The sequence below is a fragment of the Methylobacterium sp. J-118 genome (assembly GCF_057836565.1).
This window is the reverse complement of sequence record NZ_JBYQFA010000001.1, coordinates 3,388,926-3,411,134: the sequence shown is the minus strand read 5'-3', so window position 1 is coordinate 3,411,134 and position 22,209 is coordinate 3,388,926. Positions and strand designations below refer to the sequence as shown.

At 66.1% G+C, this 22,209-nt stretch carries 20 protein-coding genes and 2 tRNA genes; 6 read left to right on the top strand and 16 right to left on the bottom strand.

Annotated features, from left to right (window positions below; all coding sequences use genetic code 11):
• The first annotated feature begins 329 nt into the window (after nt 1-329).
• A complete protein-coding gene (locus AC3IF3_RS16410; protein ID WP_489229545.1) occupies nt 330-1,499 on the top strand; it encodes a glycosyltransferase family 4 protein in 1,170 nt (389 codons plus the stop codon).
• Nucleotides 1,500-1,571: 72 nt separating this feature from the next.
• Here the strand turns inward: AC3IF3_RS16410 and AC3IF3_RS16405 are convergent.
• The 6 genes from AC3IF3_RS16405 to AC3IF3_RS16380 all read right to left on the bottom strand — a co-directional run bounded on the left by AC3IF3_RS16405 (nt 1,572) and on the right by AC3IF3_RS16380 (nt 8,699).
• Nucleotides 1,572-1,647 (bottom strand) — tRNA-Val (locus AC3IF3_RS16405).
• Between the two features lie 545 nt (nt 1,648-2,192).
• Nucleotides 2,193-4,619 carry an endopeptidase La gene (gene lon, locus AC3IF3_RS16400; RefSeq protein ID WP_243966965.1) on the bottom strand — a complete coding sequence of 809 codons (2,427 nt, stop codon included), beginning with the start codon at nt 4,617-4,619 and terminating at the stop codon, nt 2,193-2,195.
• A 250-nt stretch (nt 4,620-4,869) separates the two neighbouring features.
• Nucleotides 4,870-6,141: an ATP-dependent Clp protease ATP-binding subunit ClpX gene (gene clpX / locus AC3IF3_RS16395; protein WP_010684321.1), complete on the bottom strand. Its 1,272-nt coding sequence runs from the start codon at nt 6,139-6,141 to the stop codon at nt 4,870-4,872.
• A 185-nt stretch (nt 6,142-6,326) separates the two neighbouring features.
• On the bottom strand, nt 6,327-6,953 hold the full coding sequence (locus AC3IF3_RS16390; protein ID WP_243966964.1) for an ATP-dependent Clp protease proteolytic subunit: 627 nt from the start codon (nt 6,951-6,953) through the stop codon (nt 6,327-6,329).
• Nucleotides 6,954-7,078: 125 nt separating this feature from the next.
• Nucleotides 7,079-8,476 carry a trigger factor gene (gene tig, locus AC3IF3_RS16385; protein WP_489229544.1) on the bottom strand — a complete coding sequence of 466 codons (1,398 nt, stop codon included), beginning with the start codon at nt 8,474-8,476 and terminating at the stop codon, nt 7,079-7,081.
• Between the two features lie 138 nt (nt 8,477-8,614).
• Nucleotides 8,615-8,699 (bottom strand) — tRNA-Leu (locus AC3IF3_RS16380).
• Nucleotides 8,700-8,858: 159 nt separating this feature from the next.
• On the opposite strand from AC3IF3_RS16380, the gene AC3IF3_RS16375 reads away from it, so the two are divergent.
• A complete protein-coding gene (locus tag AC3IF3_RS16375) occupies nt 8,859-10,370 on the top strand; it encodes a multicopper oxidase family protein (protein WP_489229543.1) in 1,512 nt (503 codons plus the stop codon).
• On the opposite strand, the gene AC3IF3_RS16370 is transcribed toward AC3IF3_RS16375, so the two are convergent.
• On the bottom strand, nt 10,363-11,868 hold the full coding sequence (locus AC3IF3_RS16370) for an NAD(P)H-hydrate dehydratase (RefSeq protein WP_489229542.1): 1,506 nt from the start codon (nt 11,866-11,868) through the stop codon (nt 10,363-10,365). The genes AC3IF3_RS16375 and AC3IF3_RS16370 overlap by 8 nt on opposite strands.
• A gap of 194 nt (nt 11,869-12,062) precedes the next feature.
• Here AC3IF3_RS16370 and AC3IF3_RS16365 point away from each other — a divergent pair, with 194 nt between their 5' ends.
• On the top strand, nt 12,063-12,401 hold the full coding sequence (locus AC3IF3_RS16365; RefSeq protein ID WP_003600526.1) for a P-II family nitrogen regulator: 339 nt from the start codon (nt 12,063-12,065) through the stop codon (nt 12,399-12,401).
• A 272-nt stretch (nt 12,402-12,673) separates the two neighbouring features.
• Here the strand turns inward: AC3IF3_RS16365 and AC3IF3_RS16360 are convergent, their stop codons facing one another.
• Nucleotides 12,674-13,102, bottom strand: a complete 429-nt coding sequence (locus AC3IF3_RS16360) for a cupin domain-containing protein (protein WP_489231318.1) — start codon at nt 13,100-13,102, stop codon at nt 12,674-12,676.
• A gap of 87 nt (nt 13,103-13,189) precedes the next feature.
• Between AC3IF3_RS16360 and AC3IF3_RS16355 the strand changes: the two genes are divergently transcribed.
• Nucleotides 13,190-13,813: a ribonuclease D gene (locus AC3IF3_RS16355; protein WP_489229541.1), complete on the top strand. Its 624-nt coding sequence runs from the start codon at nt 13,190-13,192 to the stop codon at nt 13,811-13,813.
• Nucleotides 13,814-13,833: 20 nt separating this feature from the next.
• Here AC3IF3_RS16355 and AC3IF3_RS16350 read toward each other — a convergent pair whose 3' ends face one another.
• The 6 genes from AC3IF3_RS16350 to glnA form a co-directional block, all read right to left on the bottom strand.
• Nucleotides 13,834-14,472: a VOC family protein gene (locus AC3IF3_RS16350; protein WP_489229540.1), complete on the bottom strand. Its 639-nt coding sequence runs from the start codon at nt 14,470-14,472 to the stop codon at nt 13,834-13,836.
• A 158-nt stretch (nt 14,473-14,630) separates the two neighbouring features.
• The gene (locus AC3IF3_RS16345) at nt 14,631-14,849 is read right to left on the bottom strand and encodes a hypothetical protein (RefSeq protein ID WP_489229539.1); all 219 of its coding nucleotides are present in this window, start codon (nt 14,847-14,849) and stop codon (nt 14,631-14,633) included.
• 94 nt (nt 14,850-14,943) lie between these two features.
• Nucleotides 14,944-15,261: a hypothetical protein gene (locus AC3IF3_RS16340; protein ID WP_489229538.1), complete on the bottom strand. Its 318-nt coding sequence runs from the start codon at nt 15,259-15,261 to the stop codon at nt 14,944-14,946.
• Nucleotides 15,262-15,272: 11 nt separating this feature from the next.
• Entirely contained in the window at nt 15,273-15,548 is a 276-nt protein-coding gene (locus tag AC3IF3_RS16335) for a hypothetical protein (RefSeq protein WP_489229537.1), read from the bottom strand.
• A 1-nt stretch (nt 15,549) separates the two neighbouring features.
• Nucleotides 15,550-16,206 carry an RNase A-like domain-containing protein gene (locus AC3IF3_RS16330; RefSeq protein ID WP_489229536.1) on the bottom strand — a complete coding sequence of 219 codons (657 nt, stop codon included), beginning with the start codon at nt 16,204-16,206 and terminating at the stop codon, nt 15,550-15,552.
• Nucleotides 16,207-16,366: 160 nt separating this feature from the next.
• A complete protein-coding gene (gene glnA, locus AC3IF3_RS16325; RefSeq protein ID WP_243966953.1) occupies nt 16,367-17,776 on the bottom strand; it encodes a type I glutamate--ammonia ligase in 1,410 nt (469 codons plus the stop codon).
• A gap of 334 nt (nt 17,777-18,110) precedes the next feature.
• On the opposite strand from glnA, the gene AC3IF3_RS16320 reads away from it, so the two are divergent.
• Complete coding sequence (locus tag AC3IF3_RS16320) at nt 18,111-19,145, top strand: glutamine synthetase beta-grasp domain-containing protein (RefSeq protein ID WP_243966952.1); 1,035 nt, start codon at nt 18,111-18,113, stop codon at nt 19,143-19,145.
• 61 nt (nt 19,146-19,206) lie between these two features.
• On the opposite strand, the gene AC3IF3_RS16315 is transcribed toward AC3IF3_RS16320, so the two are convergent.
• Together AC3IF3_RS16315 and yddG are read right to left on the bottom strand one after the other, a co-directional pair.
• Nucleotides 19,207-19,386: a DUF2735 domain-containing protein gene (locus AC3IF3_RS16315; RefSeq protein ID WP_243966951.1), complete on the bottom strand. Its 180-nt coding sequence runs from the start codon at nt 19,384-19,386 to the stop codon at nt 19,207-19,209.
• A gap of 493 nt (nt 19,387-19,879) precedes the next feature.
• Nucleotides 19,880-20,827 carry an aromatic amino acid exporter YddG gene (yddG, locus tag AC3IF3_RS16310; RefSeq protein WP_489229535.1) on the bottom strand — a complete coding sequence of 316 codons (948 nt, stop codon included), beginning with the start codon at nt 20,825-20,827 and terminating at the stop codon, nt 19,880-19,882.
• A gap of 100 nt (nt 20,828-20,927) precedes the next feature.
• Here yddG and AC3IF3_RS16305 point away from each other — a divergent pair, with 100 nt between their 5' ends.
• A complete protein-coding gene (locus tag AC3IF3_RS16305; protein ID WP_489229534.1) occupies nt 20,928-22,154 on the top strand; it encodes a glycerophosphodiester phosphodiesterase family protein in 1,227 nt (408 codons plus the stop codon).
• Nucleotides 22,155-22,209 lie beyond the last annotated feature (55 nt).

The window sequence follows — 22,209 nt, the reverse complement described above, 5'->3', positions numbered from 1 at the left end:
TTAAGTCGCGGCGCAGACAGTCAATCGATGATGTAACATTTGCCGAGAGCGTTCAGGCATTTATTTTATATTGGGAATGTCAAATATGTGAGGGCGATGCAGGCTAAGTAGGGTTGAAAATCTGGCCACAAACAAACGCACGTCGATCGTCCGCAGTTCTGAGCACAATATAGTTGGCCTCACACGCGCCTTTGCCTCGAGCATCCGCGATGACCTCGTCTCGACAATGTTAAGCTTGCGCCTGGCGCAAGCCTTCGTCCAAACGGTCGCGTTTCCGCGAGCCAAAACAACCCGACCGTGATCGTCAGAGCATCGCCCCGGATCGCATCATGAAGAAAATCCTGTTCGTGACGCATGCCGCCAGCTACGGCGGCGCCGAGCTGTTTCTCCGCGATGTCGTGCTTCATGCGCGCAGCAGCGGACAGGAATGGCCGGTCATTTTCCTCGCTGATGGCCCGCTCAAGACGGATCTCATCGATGCCGGTGCGACGGTCAAGACTGTCAGCGCCGGCGCTCAGATCCTGAAGCTGAAGCGGGGGTCGAATGTCCGTGAAGCGCTATCGGCGCTGTACAGCATTTATGCGGTCGTTAAAGTTTTGGCTAAAGAATTTCGGAACTACGACGTCATCTGCGCCAACAGCCAGAAATCCTTGTTCATCGCCGGACTTGCGGCACGACTTGCACGCAAGCCGTTCGTGTGGATCCTGCACGATCTCGTATCCGACCGGAGTTTCTCCGGCGCGATGCGACGAGCTCTGGTTTTCTTCGCCAATCATATGACGTCGGCTGTCGTCGCAAATTCTTATGCCGCGAAAGACGCACTTGTTCAATGCGGAGGCAAAGCAGACAAGATCTCGGTCGTCTATAATGGCTTCGATTTTGATACCAATTTCGGTGACAACGCCACGGGGCGGGATCGCGTTACCCTCCTCGGAGAGGCAGGTTTATCGGATCTGCCGACTGTCGGTTTGTTCGGCCGGATTGCGCAGTGGAAGGGCCAACATGTCCTGATCGAAGCGGTCGAGCGGGTTCCCGGTCTGCAAGCGATCATCGTGGGTGATGCGACCTATCAGGATGGCTCCTATTTCGATCGGATCCGAGCCATGGTCGAGGACAGGAATCTGTCCCACCGCGTCAAATTCCTCGGGTTTCGGAAGGATGTTCAGCGCCTGATGGCGACCGTCGATATCGTGGCGCACACGTCGACCGAGCCGGAGCCCTTCGGTCGGGTGATCGTCGAAGGCATGGCGCAACGCCGCCCCGTGATCGCGACGCGGGGCGGCGGTGTCGGCGAAATCATCGATCACCCGACAAACGGCATTCTCTGCGAACCGGGAGACAGCGTGGCGCTGGCCGAGGCCATGCGCGCGATCATCACGGATGACGCGATGGCGTCTCGCCTGGTCGAGGCGGGCTATCAAAAAGTGACGGCTCGATTCTCGATCGAGCGCTCCGTCCGGGACCTGAAGGACGTCTTCGACGGGTTATCACGCGCCTGATTGGCGAACGCACCGGCCAGTCAGGCACCGCGTTCTCTTAGCCGCCCGGCGGCGCGGGTTGTGTCAGCCGGGTGGTGGGCGGTGAGGGACTCGAACCCCCGACCCTCTCCGTGTAAAGGAGACGCTCTACCAACTGAGCTAACCGCCCGGCGGCCGACCGTTACGGCATGGCGCATGCCCGGCGCAAGGCCCGGCGACCAGCGCCGTGAAGGCCGGTGAATAGCCGGTGCTCTCGGTGGGTTTGCAGCCGGCCCCCTTTGGAGACGGATTGGGTTCCAGCCGCGCGGACTGCGCGCGTTCCGGCCTCCACTGAGCAGATCAGCGCGTTGCCGATCTCCTGGGCAATCCGCGCCGCAAGTCCCGCCGGACCAGCACCGCCAAGGATGACCGTTTCGGCGCCATGACCGACGCAGGCGCCGCACGCGTCGACTTAACCTGCGAGCGCAGCGTCCGAGTCGCGGGCGATGGCACCGCCACTCGGAGCCACAGTTCGGATCGTCGCAAGCGCATCTGCCAGGCCGAGCACCATCACGATAGCCCGGAGCATCGGCCCCAGGCGGCGCCGCCGACGACAAGGTCGGTCACCGGCGCGCTGGTGCTGGGAGTGATCGGCATAATGCGAAACCGGATCTCCGCGCACGAAAAAGCCCCCGGTGCGTGGCTCCGGGGGCTTGTGTCATTCGATCAGGGGGCTCAGTGGGCGACGAAGATCGCACCGTCCTCCTCGGTCCGAGCAGGCTTGGCCACGGGCAGCGGCTCCTCCCACTCGATCGGCACGGGCTGCCGGACCAGCGCCTTCTTCAGCACCTGGTCCATCCGGGATACGGGCACAATCTCCAGCCCGTTCTTCACGCTATCGGGCACCTCGGCGATGTCCTTGGCGTTCTCCTCTGGAATCAGCACCGTCTTGATGCCGCCGCGGAGGGCGGCGAGCAGCTTCTCCTTCAGGCCCCCGATCGGGAGCACCCGACCGCGGAGCGTCACCTCGCCGGTCATCGCTACATCGCGACGGACTGGGATGCCGGTCAGCGTCGAGATGATCGCGGTGGCCATGGCGATGCCGGCCGACGGACCGTCCTTCGGGGTCGCCCCCTCCGGAACGTGGACGTGAATGTCGCGCCGGTCGAACAGCGGCGGCTCGATGCCGAAGTCGATCGCCCGGGAGCGCACGTAGGATGCGGCCGCCGAGATCGACTCCTTCATCACGTCCTTCAGGTTGCCGGTGACCGTCATCTTGCCCTTACCGGGCATCATGACACCCTCGATCGTCAGCAACTCGCCACCGACCTCGGTCCAGGCCAGACCCGTCACCACGCCGACCTGATCGTCCGCATCGATCTCGCCGTAGCGGAACTTCGGCGGGCCGAGGAAGACCGGAAGGGTCTCCACGTTCACCGCGACGACCTTAGTCTTGGTGATCAGGATCTCCTTCACCGCCTTGCGGATCAGGTTGGACAGCTCGCGCTCCAGGTTGCGGACACCGGCCTCCCGCGTATAGCGGCGGACCAGCATCATCAGGCCATCGTCGTCGATCGACCACTCGTGCGTCCCGAGGCCGTGCTTCTTCAGGGCGTTCGGGATGAGGTGCTTGCGCGCGATCTCGACCTTCTCCTCCTCGGTGTACCCGGCGATGCGGATCACCTCCATCCGGTCCATGAGCGGGCCCGGAATGTTGAGGGTGTTGGCCGTGGTCACGAACATCACGTTTGAGAGATCGTAATCCACCTCCAGGTAGTGATCGTTGAAGGTGCTGTTCTGCTCAGGGTCCAGAACCTCGAGGAGCGCTGCGGACGGGTCACCGCGGAAATCCATGCCCATCTTGTCGATCTCGTCGAGCAGGATGAGCGGGTTCGAAGTCTTGGCCTTGCGCATCGACTGAACGATCTTGCCGGGCATCGAACCGATATAGGTCCGGCGGTGGCCGCGGATCTCGGCCTCGTCCCGCACGCCGCCGAGCGACATGCGCACGAACTCACGACCCGTCGCCTTGGCGATGGACTTGCCCAGCGAGGTCTTGCCGACGCCCGGGGGGCCGACGAGGCACAGGATCGGGCCGGTGAGCTTGTTCGCCCGCTGCTGCACGGCGAGGTACTCGACGATCCGCTCCTTGACCTTCTCCAAGCCGAAATGGTCGTCGTCGAGGAGCGCCTGGGCGCCGAGCAGATCCTTCTTCATCTTCGAGCGCTTGCCCCACGGGATGCCGAGCATCCAGTCGAGATAATTGCGCACCACGGTCGCCTCGGCGGACATCGGCGACATCTGCCGAAGCTTCTTCAGCTCGGCCGTCGCCTTGTCGCGCGCTTCCTTGGTGAACTTGGTCTTCTCGATCTTCTCTTCGAGCTCCGCGAGTTCGTCGCGGCCATCCTCGGAGTCGCCCAGCTCCTTCTGGATCGCCTTCATCTGCTCATTGAGATAGTACTCGCGCTGGGTCTTCTCCATCTGCCGCTTGACGCGGGTCCGGATGCGCTTTTCCACCTGGAGCACGGAGATCTCGCTCTCCATCAGGGACAGCACACGCTCAAGGCGCTGCGCCACCGTGGGGGTCTCCAGGATGCCCTGCTTGTCGGAGATCTTGACGAGCAGATGCGAGCCGATTGTGTCGGCGAGCTTGGACGGCTCGTCGATCTGGGTCACGGCGGAGACGACTTCGGGCGAGATCTTCTTGTTGAGCTTGACGTAATTCTCAAATTCCGAGAGCACCGAACGCGCCAGTGCCTCGGCCTCGACGCGGTCACCCAGCTCGTCGTGCAGAGCCTCGGCGGTCGCCTCGTAATACTCGTCCGAGCGGGTGAAGCCCGTGACTTTCGCGCGGCCCATGCCCTCCACCAGCACCTTCACGGTGCCGTCGGGCAGCTTCAGAAGCTGAAGCACCGAGGCGAGAGTCCCGATCTTGTAGATCGCATCGGTTGCTGGATCGTCATCGCCCGCATTGATCTGGGTGGCGAGCAGGATATGCCGGTCGGTGCGGACCGCCTCCTCAAGGGCGCGGATCGACTTCTCGCGGCCCACGAACAGGGGCACGATCATGTGCGGGAAGACGACGATGTCGCGCAGGGGGAGGACGGCGTAGGAGCCGGTCGAGCCCGGGACTACCGGCTGGCGCGATTTCGACTGTGACATGCTGACTTCCTCTCAGGGACGCCCGGGTTCGACGCCTCCATGCACGGAGCGCGCCTACAGCCAGGGGCCGACCGGGCCGCGAGGGTCGGGATTTCGCTAATTTTGCGGCTGGCGACGCGGACCGGACCTCGAAAGGAGCGTGCGGCCTCCGCGCTGAGCCTGAGGTGGCTGCGGGGCGCAGCGTTTTCAAGATGTTCCCCGCAGCGCGCCCGGCCCCGGGCCGAGCGCTCGATGCAGCCCTACCAGGCGCTTAGGCGCTGACGCTGGCGGGTGCGTCCTTGTTGCGGTCGCCGTGGATGTAGAGCGGCCGCGACTTGCCCTCGACCACCTCCGGACCGATCACCACCTGCTCAACGGACTCGAGGCCCGGCAGGTCGTACATCGTGTCGAGGAGGATCGTCTCCAGGATGGAGCGCAGGCCGCGGGCACCGGTCTTCCGCTCGATCGCCTTGCGGGCCACGAGCGACAGGGCCTCGTCCTGGAAGGTTAGGTCGACGTTCTCCATCTCGAACAGACGCTGATACTGCTTTACCAGCGCGTTCTTCGGCTCTTGCAGGATCTTCTTCAGGGCAGCCTCGTCAAGGTCCTCCAGCGTCGCCAGGACCGGCAGACGGCCGACGAACTCAGGGATCAGGCCGAACTTCAGCAGATCCTCCGGCTCAACCGAGCGGAAGATCTCGCCGGTGCGGCGATCGTCGGGGGCCTGCACGGTCGCGCCGAAGCCGATCGAGGTGCCCTTGCCGCGCTGGGAGATGATCCGCTCCAGCCCCGCGAAGGCGCCGCCGCAGATGAACAGGATGTTGGTCGTGTCGACCTGCAGGAATTCCTGCTGCGGGTGCTTCCGGCCGCCCTGGGGCGGGACGGAGGCGACCGTGCCCTCCATGATCTTCAGGAGCGCCTGCTGCACGCCCTCGCCCGACACGTCGCGCGTGATCGACGGGTTGTCGGACTTGCGGGAGATCTTGTCGATCTCGTCGATGTAGACGATGCCGCGCTGCGCCCGCTCGACATTGTAGTCCGACGCCTGGAGCAACTTGAGGATGATGTTCTCGACGTCCTCACCGACATAGCCGGCCTCGGTGAGGGTCGTGGCGTCCGCCATAGTGAACGGCACGTCGAGGATCCGGGCGAGGGTCTGCGCGAGCAGCGTCTTGCCCGAGCCAGTCGGCCCGATCAGCATGATGTTGGACTTGGCCAGCTCGACGTCGTTGTGCTTCGTCGCGTGAGCGAGCCGCTTGTAGTGGTTGTGCACCGCGACCGAGAGGACCTTCTTGGCGAAGTCCTGGCCGATGACGTAATCGTCGAGAACGCGGCGGATCTCCTTCGGGGTCGGCACCCCGTCGCGGCTCTTCACCAGCGAGGATTTCGACTCCTCGCGGATGATGTCCATGCACAGCTCAACGCATTCGTCGCAGATGAACACCGTCGGACCGGCGATCAGCTTGCGGACCTCGTGCTGGCTCTTGCCGCAGAACGAGCAATACAGCGTGCTCTTCGAGTCGTTGCCGCCAGTCTTGCTCATATCGGTCTCCGAATTCCTCGCGTCCGCAGCCGGCTGAGGGCGGACGCGCATCGCCTGAATGTAGGGGGCCCGTTTAAAGAAACAGTGTGCTGCGCGTCTTTGACCGAAGGGCCCAAACTCGGATGCAAACACGCTGCCGCGGCGGGATCAAGGCCGCGCCGCGGCGATCAGGCGACGCATCCCGCTCAGGCTGCGGCCGGCTCGGGACGCTTCTCGATCACCTCGTCGATGAGGCCGAACTCACGGGCCGCATCGGCGGTCATGAAGTTGTCGCGCTCAAGGGCCGTGTGGATCGAATCGTAGTCGCGGCCCGTGTGCTTCACATAGATCTCGTTCAGGCGCCGCTTCAGCGCCTCGATCTCGCGGGCGTGGATCAGGATGTCGGTCGCCTGACCCTGGAAGCCGCCCGAGGGCTGGTGGACCATGATCCGGGCGTTGGGCAGGGCGAAGCGGTGGCCGGGCTCGCCGGCGGTGAGCAGTAGGGAGCCCATCGAGGCAGCCTGGCCGACGCACAGGGTCGTCACTGGGCAGCGGATGAACTGCATCGTGTCGTAGATCGAGAGGCCCGAGGTGACCACGCCGCCGGGGGAGTTAATGTAGAAGGAAATTTCCTTCTTCGGGTTCTCCGCCTCGAGGAACAGCAGCTGCGCCACGATCAGCGACGCGCCGTAATCCTCCACGGGGCCGGTGAGGAAGATGATGCGCTCGCGGAGCAGGCGCGAGTAAATGTCGAAGGCGCGCTCGCCGCGGCTCGACTGCTCGACGACCATCGGCACGAGCGCGTTGTTGTAGACGTCGATCGGATCTCTCATCTCGTCCTGCCCAGAGTGAGGCCCGGGGCGGCCGCGAATCAGCGCAGCCCCGGGCATGTCAGCGAACACCGGCGATGCTTAACCATCGCCTAATCTTTGCCCGCCGTCCTCGGACAGGGCGGGACTCAGTCGGCCGAAGGCTCGGCCTTGTCAGCCGGCTTCGCGCCGGTCGTGTCGTCGTCATCTTCGTCTGCGAAAAGCGCCTCTTTCGAGACGGGCTCCTCGACGAGTTTGACCTGCCCGAGGACGTGGTCAACCACCTTCTCCTCGAACAGGGGCGCGCGGAGTTCCGCGAGCGCCTGCGCGTTCTTCCGGTAGAAGTCCCAGACCTGCTGCTCCTGACCCGGGAACTGCCGGACCCGGGCGATGAGGGCCTGGTTCACCTCCTCGTCCGAGATCTTGATATCGGCGCTCTCGCCGACCTGCGCAAGCACGAGACCGAGACGGACGCGCCGTTCGGCGATCTTCCGGTACTCGGCCTCGGCCTTCTCCTGGGTGGTGTCCTCGTCCGCGAAGGTCTTGCCCCGGGTCTTCAGATCCTCCTCGACCTGCGCCCACACGGCGGCGAATTCCTGGGCGACCAGGGACGGGGGCAGCTCGAAGGCGTATTTCGTGTCGAGGGCATCGAGGAGGTCCTTTTTGAGGCGCCGACGCGTGGCGGCCTCGAAGTCCCGGCCGATCGCCGTGGACACGGCCTCGCGCAGCTTCTCCAGGGATTCCATGCCCATGGACTTGGCGAACTCGTCGTCGACCTTTGCCTCGCCCGGGGCTTGGATCTTGGTGACCGACACGTCGAACTCGGCGTCCTTGCCGGCAAGCTGCTCGGCCCCGTAGGCCTCCGGGAAGGTCACCTTCACGAGGCGCTTGTCGCCGACCTTCGCGCCGACCAGCTGCTCCTCGAAGCCCGGGATAAACGATCCGGAGCCGAGTTCGAGGTCGATACCCTCGCCCTTACCGCCCTGGAATTCCTCGCCGTCGATCCGGCCGACGAAGTCGATGGTCACCCGGTCGCCGGTCTGGGCCTCGGCACCCTCGTCGCGCTCGGCGAACGGACGGCCCTGCCCGGCCATACGCTCGAGGGCCTCATCCACCTCCGTCTCGGAGGGTTTGGCGACGCGCTTGGTCAGGCTGACATCCGAGAGATCGGCGAGCTCGAAGCTCGGCATCACCTCGAGGGCCACCTTGAACGCCAGGTCTCCCTTGGCGTCCAGGGCCTTCTCGACCTCGGCCTGATCGGAGGGGAACTCGACCTGCGGCTCCAGGGCGAGCTTGAGGCCGTTATCGGTGACGATCTGGCGGTTGGCCTCGTTGACGGCGTTCTGCACCACCTCGGCCATCACGGAGCGGCCATAGACCTTGCGCAGGTGCGCGACCGGGACCTTGCCCGGGCGGAAGCCCTTCAGCTGCACCTTGTCCTTCATGCCGGACAGTTCGGTGGTGAGGCGCTCCTCGAGTTCCTGCGCGGCCAGCAGGACCTGAAACTCGCGCTTCAGCCCCTGGGCATTGATCTCGGTCACCTGCATCGTCGTCGTCGCTCTTCAAAAATCTGTGGTCGCCGGCCAGGCCAGCGTCGTGCGGCGTGTTCGCGCGGTCCGGGATACCTAAGATGTCGGGTACGGAGACGGGGCGGTCCGCGGAGGACCGCACCTCAGGAGACGTCCTGGTGCGGGCGGAGGGGCTCGAACCCCCACGTCTTGCGACACTGGAACCTAAATCCAGCGCGTCTACCAGTTCCGCCACGCCCGCGCGCGCCGACATCCGGCGCATCGCCGGCCGCCAGAAGCGGGCCCTATAGCATGGGCTGGCGGGCCCGCAGCAAAAAAAACTCGGCGCCGCGGCTTCGGTGGCGCTTCCCCCGGCGCGCCGCTATGGAGCGGGCCCGCCGCGAGCCGCAGCCGAGATCCCATGCCGCCATCCCGCCCCGTGCCGCCGATCGACCCGCGCCCCGGCCGGCCGTCGCGCCGGACCCTGCTGGCGGGCGCAGCCGCCCTGGGACTCGCACCGGAGGCCGGGCGCGCCCAGGCGCCGGCGACCGCACCCGGGACGGCGCCTCCGGCGCCCGCGCCGTCGCAGCCACAGCCGGCGGCCCTGCCGGCGGCCTCCGGCAAGACGCGATTCCGGCCGGAGCCCGCGCCCGAGACCCCGGTCTGGTGTTTCGACGGCAAGGCCCTGCCGCCCGTCATCCGGGTGAAGCTCGGGCAGCCGGTACGGCTGAGGGTGGAGAACCGGACCGACAAGGGCCTGTCACTGCACTGGCACGGGGTGCGCAACGTCAACGCCATGGACGGGGTTGGCGGGGTGACCCAGGCGCCGATCCCGCCGGGGGGCGAGTTCCTCTACGCGTTCACGCCACCGGATGCCGGCTCCTACCTGATCCGGCCCCTGGTCGTCGGCGGAGCGAGCGAGCCGTCGGGACGGGGCCTCGTGGGCATGCTGGTGGTCGAGGAGGCGAACCCGCCCGCCGTCGATGCCGATGTCTGCGTGGTGCTGCAGGACTGGCGGATCGAAGATGACGGGACCCTGATGCCGTTTGGGCAGGCCAAGCTTGCCGCCGCGCAGGGCCGGCTCGGCAACCTCGTCACGGTCAACGGCACGCCGGCCCCGGCGACCTTCGAGGGCCGCCCGGGCGCGCGCCTGCGCCTGCGTCTCGGCAACGCCTGTAACGCCCGGGCGACGCGGCTCAGGTTCGAGGGCGTGAAGGTCTATGTGGCGGCGGTGGACGGGCAGCCCACCGACACGTTCGAGCCCCTGCGGGCGACCCTGCCGTTCCCCCCGGGGACCCGCTACGACCTGCTGGTCGATCTTCCGGATGCGGAGGGCGCCGCCTGCGCGGTCGAGGCGCTGATCGGCAAGGGGCTGACCCTCGCGACCGTCACCACCAAGGGCGCCAGGATTCCCGACAAGCGGCCGCCGATCGGCCCGATCGGCGAGAACAAGCGCCTGCCGGCGGAGATCAAGCTCCAGAACGCCCTGCGGCGCGACGTGGTGATCACCGGAGGCGCCTTCGTGCCCAAGGAGACGAAGGGCGCCAAGGATACGCAGACGGCTTCCCGCGAGGGCCCGGCGCCGGATCCGGTCTACACGGGCGATCCGAGCAAGATCTGGTCGGTGAACGGCGCCAGCGGCGTCGTGGGCCTGCCGCCGATCTTCTCGGTGAAGCGCGGACAGGTGGTGGTTCTGGCCCTGCGCAACGACACCGCCTTCCCGCAGGCGCTGCACCTGCACGGGCACAGCTTCCGCCTGCTTCACCCCCTCGACGACGGCTGGGAGCCCTATTGGCTCGATACGTTCCAGCTCCTGGAGGGTCGGACCGCGCGGATCGGCTTCCTGGCCGACAATCCCGGGCGCTGGCTGATCAGCGCCACGGTGCTGGAGCGGTTCGACACCGGCCTCTGGACGATGTTCGAGGTCACCTGAGGGCCGCCTCGGCGAGGTCGGCGAGAACAGCCGGCATCAATTCGGGGATGTCCTCGGCGATGAGCCCGGGGCCGTGACGCAGGCCGGCATCCCCGTGGAGCCAGACGCCGGCGGCGGCGGCCTCGAACGGCGGCATGCCCTGCGCCATCAGGCCGGCGATCAGGCCGCTCAGCACGTCGCCCGATCCGGCCGTGCCCAGATAGGGGCTGGCGTGATCATTGATCGCCGCACGTCCGTCAGCGTCGGCGATCACGGTGTCGGCGCCCTTCAGGACCACGACAGCGCCCATCAGTGCGGCAGCCGCCCGTGTCCGGGCGAGCTTGTCGGCCCCCGCGGCGGTCGCCCCGGTCCCGTCGAACAGCCGCGCGAACTCGCCGGCATGCGGCGTCAGTACCGCTCTGGCCTCGCCGTCCGCCAGATGCGCGGCGAGGAGCCGCGCCTGCCCGGAGAAACTCGTCAGCGCATCGGCGTCGAGGACGAGACCGCGTCCAGCGGCCGCCGCCACCGCGACGCGCTCCCGCGTCAGGTCGCCGGTACCGAGACCGGGGCCGGCCAGGACCACGTTCAGGCGCTCGTCGGTGAGCAGGTCATCGAGATCGTCGGCGGTCTCGCAGGGGCACAGCATGATCGCCGTCAGATGGGCGGCGTTCTCGGCCAGCGCGCCGGCCGGTGAGGCGATCGTCACGAGGCCGGCTCCGACCCGCAGGGCCCCCCGGGCGGCCAGCCGGGCGGCGCCGGTCTTCGTGGCGGGTCCCGACAGCACCAGGGTATGGCCGCGGGTGTATTTGTGGCTCGCTCCGCCCGGCCGGGGAAAGGCGGCTGCCCAGAGGCTCGGTCCGTTGCGGTAGAGGGACGGTCCGCCGGCGGCCAGGCCCGCCTCCAGGGCGGCCGGACCCGTCCCGATCTGCACCACGCTCAATTGGCCGCAATGCGCCCGCCCCGGCTCGAGCAGGTGCCCGGGCTTGAGCGCCACGAAGGTCACGGTCTCGACCGCCCGGATCGCCGCGCCGCGGACCGCGCCGGTATCGCCGTCGATGCCGCTCGGCACGTCCACCGCCAGGACCGGGCAATCATGGTCGTTCACCGCCTCGACCAGGGCGCGGGCCTCACCGTCGAGATCGCGCGACAGGCCGGATCCGAACAGGGCGTCGATCACGAGATCGCAGGGCGGCAGCGGCGCGGACGCGGCTCGGCTGACCGGGCCCGTCCAGGTCTCGGCCGCCAGGGCGGCATCGCCCGTCAACGCCTGACGATCCCCGAGTAGGCGCAGCTCCACCGGGTAGCCGCCTGCCGCGAGCAGGCGGGCGGCCACGAACCCATCGCCGCCGTTGCTGCCGGGCCCGCACAGGACCAGGGCGCGACCGCCCGTGGGAAGCCGGGCTCGGGCTCGGGCCGCCACGGCGGCGCCCGCCGCCTCCATCAGCGTGAAGCCCGGGATCCCGCCGGCGATCGCCGCGGCATCGACCGTCCTCATGGCCGCGACCGTCAGCAACCGCATGTCTGCCTCCCTCACTGCCCGTGCGCCGACCAGACGTGCTGAACCTTGCGCCAGAAATCCGCGAAACGCCCGAAGGATGTGCGGTAATCGCACAGAGATTAGGCATTCCGGCCCGGCACACCGAGAAATCGGCGTGGCGGACGCGTCACGGGGATGTTAGAAATATGCCGCATCGTAGCGCGGGCCCGAGCGGCATGAAGAAGATCGAAGCGATCATCAAGCCTTTCAAGCTCGACGAGGTGAAGGAGGCGCTCCAGGAGGTCGGCCTCCAGGGCATCACCGTCATCGAGGCGAAGGGCTTCGGCCGACAGAAGGGCCACACAGAGCTCTATCGGGGCGCCGAGTACGTGGTCGACTTCCTGCCGAAGGTGAAGCTGGAGATCGTGCTGTCCGATGCGCTCGTCGAGGGCGCGGTGGAGGCGATCCGCAAGTCGGCTCAGACCGGCCGCATCGGTGACGGCAAGATCTTCGTCTCGACCATCGAAGAGGCGATCCGCATCCGCACCGGCGAGACCGGGACCGACGCGATCTGAGCTGTTTCGGCACTGTCGACATTCGCCGGAACCATCGGCCGATCGTGGCGCGGATGACGTCGGCGGTGTCGTTGTGGGTCGTCGTCGCACAGCGGGCGGCGGCGCGCTGGAACGGCCTGAGCTTGGCAAGTCAGCACACGACGAGATGGCGGCGCGCCGACAGGGCCTTGGCGAGCGCGTGTTTGCGCCCGCGGGAGGGGTTGGCTCGGATCACCGCCACGGCGTCGGCCGCCTCGAATCACAGCGTTCGCAGACCCGAACGTCCACACCGCCTAACCCCGCGGCGTCGGCCGCCAATCGGGGGGCGCCATCTCGAAGCCCGAAAACGTGAAGCCCGGCGACACCGTGCAGCCGACGAGCGTCCAGGCGCCGAGACTCGTGGCAGTCTGCCAATGGCCGGCCGGCACCACGCATTGCGGGCGCTGCCCGGCTGCTAGGTCCGGCCCGAGATGCTGCGCTGTCGCGTCGTGCCCGTTCGGGCTGACGGTGATCACCAGCGGCGCGCCGGCATGCCAGTGCCAGATCTCGGTGGCGTCGACCCGGTGCCAGGCCGAGGCCTCGCCGACGTCGAGCAGGAAATAGATCGCGGTGCCGACCGAGCGGCCGTCGACGGTCTGCGGGTCGCGAAAGGTCTCCCGGTAATGGCCGCCCTCGGGGTGGGGCTTCAGATCGAGGGTCGCGATCACCTCGGCTGCCGTCATCATCCGTTTCTCCGCACACCGCGCCGGCGTCTTGCCGCCACTTGGCGCCGATGGTACCGGCGCACCACCCTCAAGGTTCCGAAAAAGATGCCGAGCCCGACCGTACGCCTCCACCGCGGAGACCTGCCCGCCGATTACGATGCGGGCCGGGCTGTCGCCATCGATACCGAGACGCTCGGCCTTAACCCCCATCGCGACCGGCTCTGCGTGGTCCAGATCTCCACCGGAGACGGCACCGCCGACGTGGTGCAGATCCCGCAGGACGGCCCCGAGCCGGTGGTGCTCAAACGCGTCCTGGGCGATCCGAAAGTCCAAAAAATCTTCCACTTCGCCCGGTTCGACGTGGCGGTGCTGTTCAAGGCGTTCGGGGTGATGCCGCAGCCGGTCTACTGCACCAAGATCGCATCGAAGCTCGCCCGCACCTACACGGATCGCCACGGGCTGAAGGACGTGGTCCGCGAACTCGTGGGCGTCGACCTATCCAAGCAGCAGCAATCCTCTGATTGGGGCGCCGAGACCCTGTCGCAGGCGCAGCTCGACTACGCGGCGTCCGACGTGCTCCACCTCCACGCCGCCCGGGACCGGCTCGACGCGATGCTGGTTCGGGAGGGCCGCGCCGATCTGGCGGCGGCCTGCTTCGCCTTCCTGCCGACCCGCGCCCGGCTCGACCTCGACGGCTGGCCGGAGACGGACATCTTTGCGCATAGCTGAGGTGACGGGTCGCCGGTTCGTCAGGTCAGCGTCCGGGGGCCGGACGGAGTCGTGATCCGGGCGGTCCAGCGCGGGCCGTCGCCCCGCACGACCTCCGGTGGCTCGGCCAACCCGAGCGCGGTGTGAAGCTGGCACGCGGCGTCCGGATCCGGATGCGTCAGGACGAGCGCATCGAGCCGGGCCCCGAGATCCGGCATCGTCCGGGCGGGACTGCCGCTCGGTCCCCAATCCATCATGCAGGGCGCGGCGCCGTCCGCCGGCCAGGCCCCATCCGGGCGCAGGCCGAAGCGCCACGACAGGGAGCCGCGGGTCATGGTGGCGGCCTCACCGAGCAGGTCGCCCTGGGCGGCGAGAACACCGTCGAGATCGTCCGTGCAAGCGACGAAGCCGCGCAGCCGCCGGCCCGAATCCCAGTCCGCCCGCACCTTTGCCGGGTCGCTCAAGCCGAACCAACGGGCGCGGGGTGGGGCGGGCGCCTCGGGATCGACCGCGATCACCTCCAGGAACACCGCATCGCCGAGACGCAGCAGGTGGTTGCGGGTGCCCATCTCGGGATGGCGCCCGCCTTCCGGCATGTCGAAGCCGAGGCAGGCCCAGACATGGGCCACGCCCTCCGCGAGATCGGGGGCCACGACGACGAGGTGGTCGAGGGTGAGCATCCGTGCATCTGCCGCTTTGAACGATCGAGACGTCCGCGTGTCACAAGCTCTTCCGCAGGTCGAGATGAACCGGATAAGGAAGTGTCGAAGGTCCTTTGGATCACGGAAGTGCAAGTCGATGCAGGCGGTGGCCCAGAGTTTCATCCCTTCCTTCGGTGTCAGGTCGCTCTCCAGCACCGCGCCTTCGAAATCGTGCAAGCAGCTCGATCCTCGCCCTTGAAGCAACCATGAATCGCGGCGGTGGCTTCCTCGAACGACGCGTCCTGATCGTCGATGCTCTGATTGAACCGCTCACTGAAGCGGATGAATTCCGGTGTGGCGGGCATCCGTCCCGATTCCCGCCGCGCCCGGTTCCGCAGCTTGTTCTGTCGGATCACGACTGCTTTCGCGTCACAATCTGTCTCGCACTCTCTTAAGGAAGGCTCTGAGTTCGGCGCCATCGTAGAACACGATGTCTGCCTCCGATGACCACTACAGCTTTCGCAGTTCCTCGTCCGAGACATCGTCCTGCGTGAGGGTGTCAAGATAGGCCTTCAGGCGGCCTCGTTCGGTCTCGTCCTTGAAAGGGGAAAGAATCCATTGAATTATCGCGTCTTCAGTCGAAAAATCCTCCATAAGATCTAGATGGAATTGACGTGTGAAGGTGTCAAATTCTGACGGTTTTACCGACGGACGTGAAGCCGATTGGATAATGATTTCAGGGCGGAAGGCTTGTTTCAAAATATCGCTTTTAGCAGTATTGATCGACGTAAGTACAATAACTGAAAAGAATAACATGATCATTTTCATACCTATTATAATCATAATCGATCACGAATCTTATTCAGCAACAATCTTAGCGAAGGTGCGGAATGGAACGACCAATGTGCTCTCGAGTCGTTCCAGATATCTAACAATTCCTTGCCGTCGAAATCGTCGCTTGCGATAAGTGATAGATAGGCACGCAAAGATAAGCGGCGCTCTTCCGAAAATTGCTCTATGGCAAACTGCAAAAGCTCCGCTTCCGTGCTAAAAATGCGATCAACATCTTGAAAAAAGCGTTCGGTTAATTCGTCGAACTCGGGATGTGTAGACATTTCAATCTCCTTCATTGTAAGGGAACGCTGATTGTACGTGATAACCTCGCGACGACCGTCGATCGCGGACTATGTATATGGCTACGCCATAGGTATTTCTCATGTACCCCACACCATCTTTGGTAATGTATGCCTCGCGGCCGGTCCTGTATCCGAAACGCGTTGTAAAGTAGGCGCGATCTTTCTCCCCAGACGCCACCTCATCAACGCGCTGCGCGTTGATTTCTAACGTTCGATTAACGAGGTCGTTAGCTGTCTCTCGGGAGTCAAAAGAGCCGTCGCGTTGCAGTCCACCATGGGCCAACAGGTTTCCCCATTGGCTCTTCCGCACGCGTTCCATCATCTCTTCGTCAGTCTTTCCGACGTGTGAATCAATTGTATGCCCCCCGAATTTTTCCTTTTCTTCTTCTAAAACTACATTATATTGGTATTTATCTTTGCCGCTGACATTATATATGTGCGCTGTGTCGTCGTTCTCAGACCGAACTGAACCGTCGTCACTCGTCCATTGTCCCCCGTCCGGATGCCCATCGGGGACCCGCGGTTGGCCGGGATTGTAGGCGCGAAGGATGAGGCCAAGTCGAAGCAGCTTTACCTCAACACTGAGAGCTGCCAGCTGCCACCGGAACCGGGTGACGACGATCTCTTTCGTGACCATGAATCACCCCGCCTGCGAGCGGGTCATTCATAGGCTAATAATCTTATGTGTCAAGATTGTTCTTGTTTTGTTCAATGATTGGCTTTGGAGTTGGCGACGGGCGCTTCCACCTCACCTCTCACCTTCGAGGGCCGGACTTCACGCCCGGCCCCCTTTCACATCACAGCGAGTAGTACTGCACGAACTCGATCGGGTGCGGAGTCATCTCGTAGCGCAGCACCTCGGTCATCTTCAGCTCGATGAACGAGTCGATCTGGTCGTCCGAGAACACGCCGCCCTCCTTGAGGAAGGCCCGGTCCTTGTCGAGGCTGGTGAGCGCCTCGCGCAAGCTGCCGCAGACGGTCGGGATCTTCTTCAGCTCCCGGGGCGGCAGCTCGTAGAGATCCTTGTCCATGGCCGGGCCCGGATCAATCTTGTTGCGGATGCCGTCGAGGCCGGCCATCAGCAGCGCCGAGAACGCCAGGTAGGGGTTGGCCATCGGGTCGGGGAAGCGGACCTCGACGCGCTTGGCCTTCGGGCTCTTGGTCCACGGGATCCGGCAGGAGGCCGAGCGGTTGCGGGCCGAGTAGGCGAGCAGCACCGGCGCCTCGTAGCCCGGGACCAGCCGCTTGTAGGAGTTGGTCGACGGGTTGGTGAAGGCGTTGAGCGCCTTGGCGTGCCGGATGATGCCGCCGATGTACCAGAGGCATTCCTGGGAGAGACCGGCATACTTGTCGCCGGCGAAGACCGGCTGCCCGTCCTTCCAGATCGACTGGTGGACGTGCATCCCCGAGCCGTTGTCGCCGTAGACGGGCTTCGGCATGAACGTCGCCGACTTGCCGTAGCTCTGCGCGACGTTGTGGATGCAGTACTTGTAGATCTGCATGTGGTCGGCGAGCAGGGTCAGCGTGTCGAACTTCATGCCGAGCTCGTGCTGGGCCGAGGCCACCTCGTGGTGGTGCTTCTCGACCTTCACGCCCATGGATTGCATGGCCGCGAGCATCTCGCCGCGCATGTCCTGCGCCGAATCCTGCGGCGGCACCGGGAAGTAGCCGCCCTTGGTCTGGACCCGGTGGCCGAGGTTGCCGCCCTCGTAGTCCGTGAAGCCGTTCGACGGCAGCTCGGTCGAGTCGAGCTCGAAGCCGGTGCGGTAGGGGTCGGCGGCGAACTTCACATCGTCGAACACGAAGAACTCGGCCTCGGGGCCGACATAGATCGTGTCGCCGATCCCGGTCTGCTGCAGGTAGGCCTCGGCGCGCTTGGCGGTACCGCGGGGGTCGCGGCCGTAGGGCTCGCCGGTGGCCGGTTCCAGCACGTCGCAGACGATCGACAGCGTCGCCGCCGAGAAGAACGGGTCGAGGGTGGCGGTGGCCGGGTCCGGCATCAGCAGCATGTCGGACTCGTTGATCGCCTTCCAGCCGGCGATCGAGGAGCCGTCGAACATCGTACCTTCGTCGAAGATCTCCTCGTCGATGAGCGACACGTCGAAGGTGACGTGCTGCCACTTGCCGCGCGGGTCGGTGAACCGGAAATCGACGTAGCGCACGTCGTTGTCCCGGATCGTCTTCAGCACCTCGGCCGCTGTGGTCATCGTGGGCATCCTCCAGGAATCGCGTGGAACGCTCGCGGTGCGCCCGCTCTCGGTCAGGCCGCGCCGGCAAGCGGCGCTTGATATCCGGCGCGGGCACCGGTTGCCACCCGCAGCGGGCCGGAATCGCGCCGAGCGTGGGACGATCGACCGCCCGTGGCGCGGCTCTCGATCCCGTGATCGCCAAAACCGGTCGTTCGGGCGATTTTGGCCACCGCACCGGGGCGCTCTGGCATGCTCCATGCAAAAGCGGCAGCGGCCGTCGATGAGGCGGCAAGCCGTTCGCGTCTCCCAGGATTGCCCAGGTCGCGCATCGATAACGGACGAGAGAACCGGAATGACCAAATATAAGCTCGAGTACATATGGCTCGACGGGTACACGCCGACCCCGAATCTTCGCGGCAAGACGCAGATCAAGGACTTCGACAGCTTCCCGACCCTTGAGCAGCTCCCGATGTGGGGCTTCGACGGTTCGTCGACGAAGCAGGCCGAGGGCGGCAGCTCCGACTGCATGCTCAAGCCCGTGCGCCACTTCCCCGACCCGGCCCGCAAGAACGGCGTGCTGGTGATGTGCGAAGTGATGATGCCGGACGGCACGACCCCGCACGAGTCGAACAAGCGCGCGACGATCCTGGACGATCCGGGCGCCTGGTTCGGCTTCGAGCAGGAGTACTTCCTGTACAAGGACGGCCGCCCGCTCGGCTTCCCGACCGCCGGCTACCCGGCGCCGCAGGGCCCGTACTACACCGGCGTCGGCTACTCGAACGTCGGCGACGTCGCCCGCAAGATCGTCGAGGAGCACCTCGACCTCTGCCTCGATGCCGGGATCAACCACGAGGGCATCAACGCCGAGGTGGCCAAGGGCCAGTGGGAATTCCAGATCTTCGGCAAGGGCTCCAAGAAGGCCGCCGACGAGATGTGGATGGCCCGCTACCTGCTCCAGCGCCTCTGCGAGTCCTACGGCATCGACGTCGAGTACCATTGCAAGCCGCTCGGAGACACCGACTGGAACGGCTCGGGCATGCACTGCAACTTCTCGACCGCGTTCATGCGTGAGCACGGCGGGAAGGCCTATTTCGAGAAGCTCATGGAGGCGTTCAAGAACGCCCGCGAGGATCACATCGCCGTCTACGGCCCGGACAACCACATGCGGCTGACCGGCAAGCACGAGACCGCCTCGATCCACGAATTCTCGTACGGCATCGCCGACCGCGGCGCTTCGATCCGGGTACCCCACTCCTTCGCCAATAACGGCTACAAGGGGTATCTGGAGGATCGCCGTCCGAACTCGCAGGGCGACCCCTACCAGATCGCCTCGCAGGTGCTGAAGACGATCTCTTCGGTCCCGACCGAGGCCGCCGTAGCCGCGTGACGCTTCCGCTGCACAACGAAACGTGATCCGGAGCCGGGCCCTCGCGCCCGGCTTCGCCTGTTCAGGGCCGGCGCGGGCGCTCGTCGTCGCGGATGGCCGCCTCATGGTACCACGCGCCGCCGCCGATGCTCGGCACGGGCGCGGGCTTGACCGTGTCGATCGCCCGCGGCGTCAGTCTGGGGCGGCGGAAGGCTGACAAATCATAGAGCTTGGCGGTCTCGCGCCCGTCGGTACCGGCCATCACATGGTCCTCCTGCATCGGATCAAAGCGACCGGTCCGGCCGCCTGTTCCCGATAACGTGGTGCTTCCGACGCAGCACTCCATGGGTTCAGGCGCCGATGCCAGACATTCGTGCAGCGCGAATTCTTAGGCAGATCGGGACAAGCGGCGGTTTTTCCCCCGATCATGCTTGGCGTGATCGGGGGAAAAACCGGTGATCCACGGGCGCAGGAACAGGCGGATCTGGGATCAAGTCTGCTCTATAGAGCGATTGCCATCGAATGATCTCGGTTTCGGCTTCCGTTCGCGCCACGCGGTGATCGACCGCGCAGCGCGACGCTTTAGGGCGCCGCCCCGATCCGTGATCGCGCCGCCCTGGGTTGCGTCGCCGAACGTGTGTTCAGCGACGGGCGTCCGGAGACGCTGGTGCAGGCTGGTCCGGGCGCCGGCCGATGACCTGCCGCCCGGGCTGAACCGGTGCATCGGGGACCTGTACTCGGGCCGGCACCGGCCCTCAATCCCGCCGAACCGGTCCTTCAACGCCAGCCTGCGAGATGGGTTTTGCCGCGCGGGAGGCCCGCATCGCCGTCAAGGCACCGGCCACGATGAGCAGGCAGGCGAGCGCCAGGGCCGGCCCCGGGCTGGCATAGCCGGTCAGCACCAGGATGAGCGTGGACAGGACCGGCGCGGCGTAGGCCGTCACGCCCAGCAGCCGCACGTCGCCGTGCTTGCAGCCGATATCCCACAGATAGAAGGCGGCTCCCACGGGCCCGAGGCCGAGCAGCAGCACCGCACCCCACTGCACCACATCGGCCGGCCACACCGTCGTCTCGACGGCCAGATGGCAGACGAGGCTGAGGGCCGCGGTGGCGAGGCAGAAGCCCGCGACGGCGTCGGTCGGCACCTGTCCGACCCGGGCCGACAGGATTGAATAGCCGGCCCAGACGAAGGCCGCCGCCAAGGACGCCGCGTAGCCCGGCAGAGCCCCCGCCGCGAAGCCGAGATCGCCCCGTCCGGCAAACAGCGCGGCGACGCCGGCGAGACCCAGGACCGCTCCGACGAGGTGGCCCGGACGCAGCCCCCCCGATCCCGGCAGGCGGGCGGAGAACAGCACGATCAGCAGCGGCCAGAGATAGTTGATCAGCCCGGCCTCGGCCGGCGGCGCGAGGCGCAGGGCGCTAAAATACAGCGCGTGGTAGCCGAACAGGCCGCCGATCCCGAGGAGCCAGACCCGCCACGGCTGGATCAGGGCGCGGGCGCGCGCCGGATCGGCAATCCAGGTGGCGCAGCCGCACAGGCCGCCGAGCAGGAAGGTCATGGCCGCGAGCTGGAACGGCGGCACCGTGCCCGACGCCGCGGTCAGGAGGGCGAGCAGGGACCAGAGCAGGATCGCCCCGAATCCCGCGAGCGTGGCGGCCGAACGCGGCGTCCGGGCCGGGGAGATCGCTGCCGATTCTGTCATCGGGCGCTGCTATCATGCGGGATCGTGAGTCGGCGAGATCGGGGTCACGTCGCTGTCACCATCGCGCTCTACCGGCGATCGGACACAGGAGAGCGACGCGATGCGTGCGATGCGAGCCGCGCTGGCGCTGATACTGGCAAGCGGCCCGGTTCTGGCCGGGGATGCCGCCCAGCTGGGACCGCGGCCCTTCTACTTGGTCGACCAGCTCAAACCCGGCCCCCTCAAGGAGCGCCTCGCCGCCTGCGGGGTCGACAGGACCTACACGCCCAGGACCTTCTCGATCTCACACCGGGGGGCGCCCCTGATGTTCCCGGAGCATACCCGCGAGGGGTTGATCGCCGCCGACCGGATGGGCGCCGGGATCCTCGAATGCGACGTGGCCTTCACCAGGGACCGCCAGCTCGTCTGCCGGCACAGCCAGTGCGACCTGCACACGACCACCGACATCCTGGCCCGACCGCAGCTCGCGGCGAAGTGCACGCAGGGCTTCGAGCCGGCCGACCCGGCGTCTGGGCGCAAGGCCTCGGCCAAATGCTGCACCAGCGATCTGACACTCAACGAGTTCAAGTCGCTGACCGGCAAGATGGATGCGGCCGACCCGGATGCCACGACGGTCGCGGCCTACATGAATGCGACGCCCCGCTGGCGCACCGACCTCTACGCCGGGACAGGCACGCTGCTGTCCCATAAGGACTACATCGCGCTGGTGAAGGGGATGGCCCGGAAGTTCACCCCCGAGCTGAAGGCACCGCAGGTGGCGATGCCGTTCGACGGCACCTACACGCAGGATCAGTACGCCCAGCAGCTCATCGACGAGTACAAGCAGGCGGGTATCCCGGCCTCGGACGTCTTCCCGCAGAGCTTCCAGCTGCGGGACATCCTGTACTGGCTCGACAAGGAGCCGGATTTCGCCCGCCAGGCGATCTTCCTCGACAACCGGGACGAGACCGCGAAGGGTTTCGATCCGGAGAACCCCGCCACGTGGCAACCCGGCATGGCCGAGCTGGCGCAGAAGGGCGTGAAGATCCTGGCCCCGCCCCTGTGGATGCTGGTCCGGCCCGGGCAGGACGGCGCCATCGAGCCCTCGACCTACGCCCGGGCAGCGAAGCGCGCCGGGCTCGGCCTGATCGCATGGTCGCTCGAGCGTTCCGGACCGCTGAAGGACGGCGGCGGCTATTATTATCAATCGATCAAACCGGTGGTGACCGGGGACGGCGACATCCTGCGGCTGCTGGACGTGCTGCACGGGCAGGTCGGCGTCATGGGGGTGTTCTCCGACTGGCCCGCGACGACGACCTTCTACGCCAACTGCGTCGGAGCACCGTAGGCCGCCTCAGTCGGCCCATAGGGCCACGAGGGAGAAGAGGCCGGCCATCACGAAG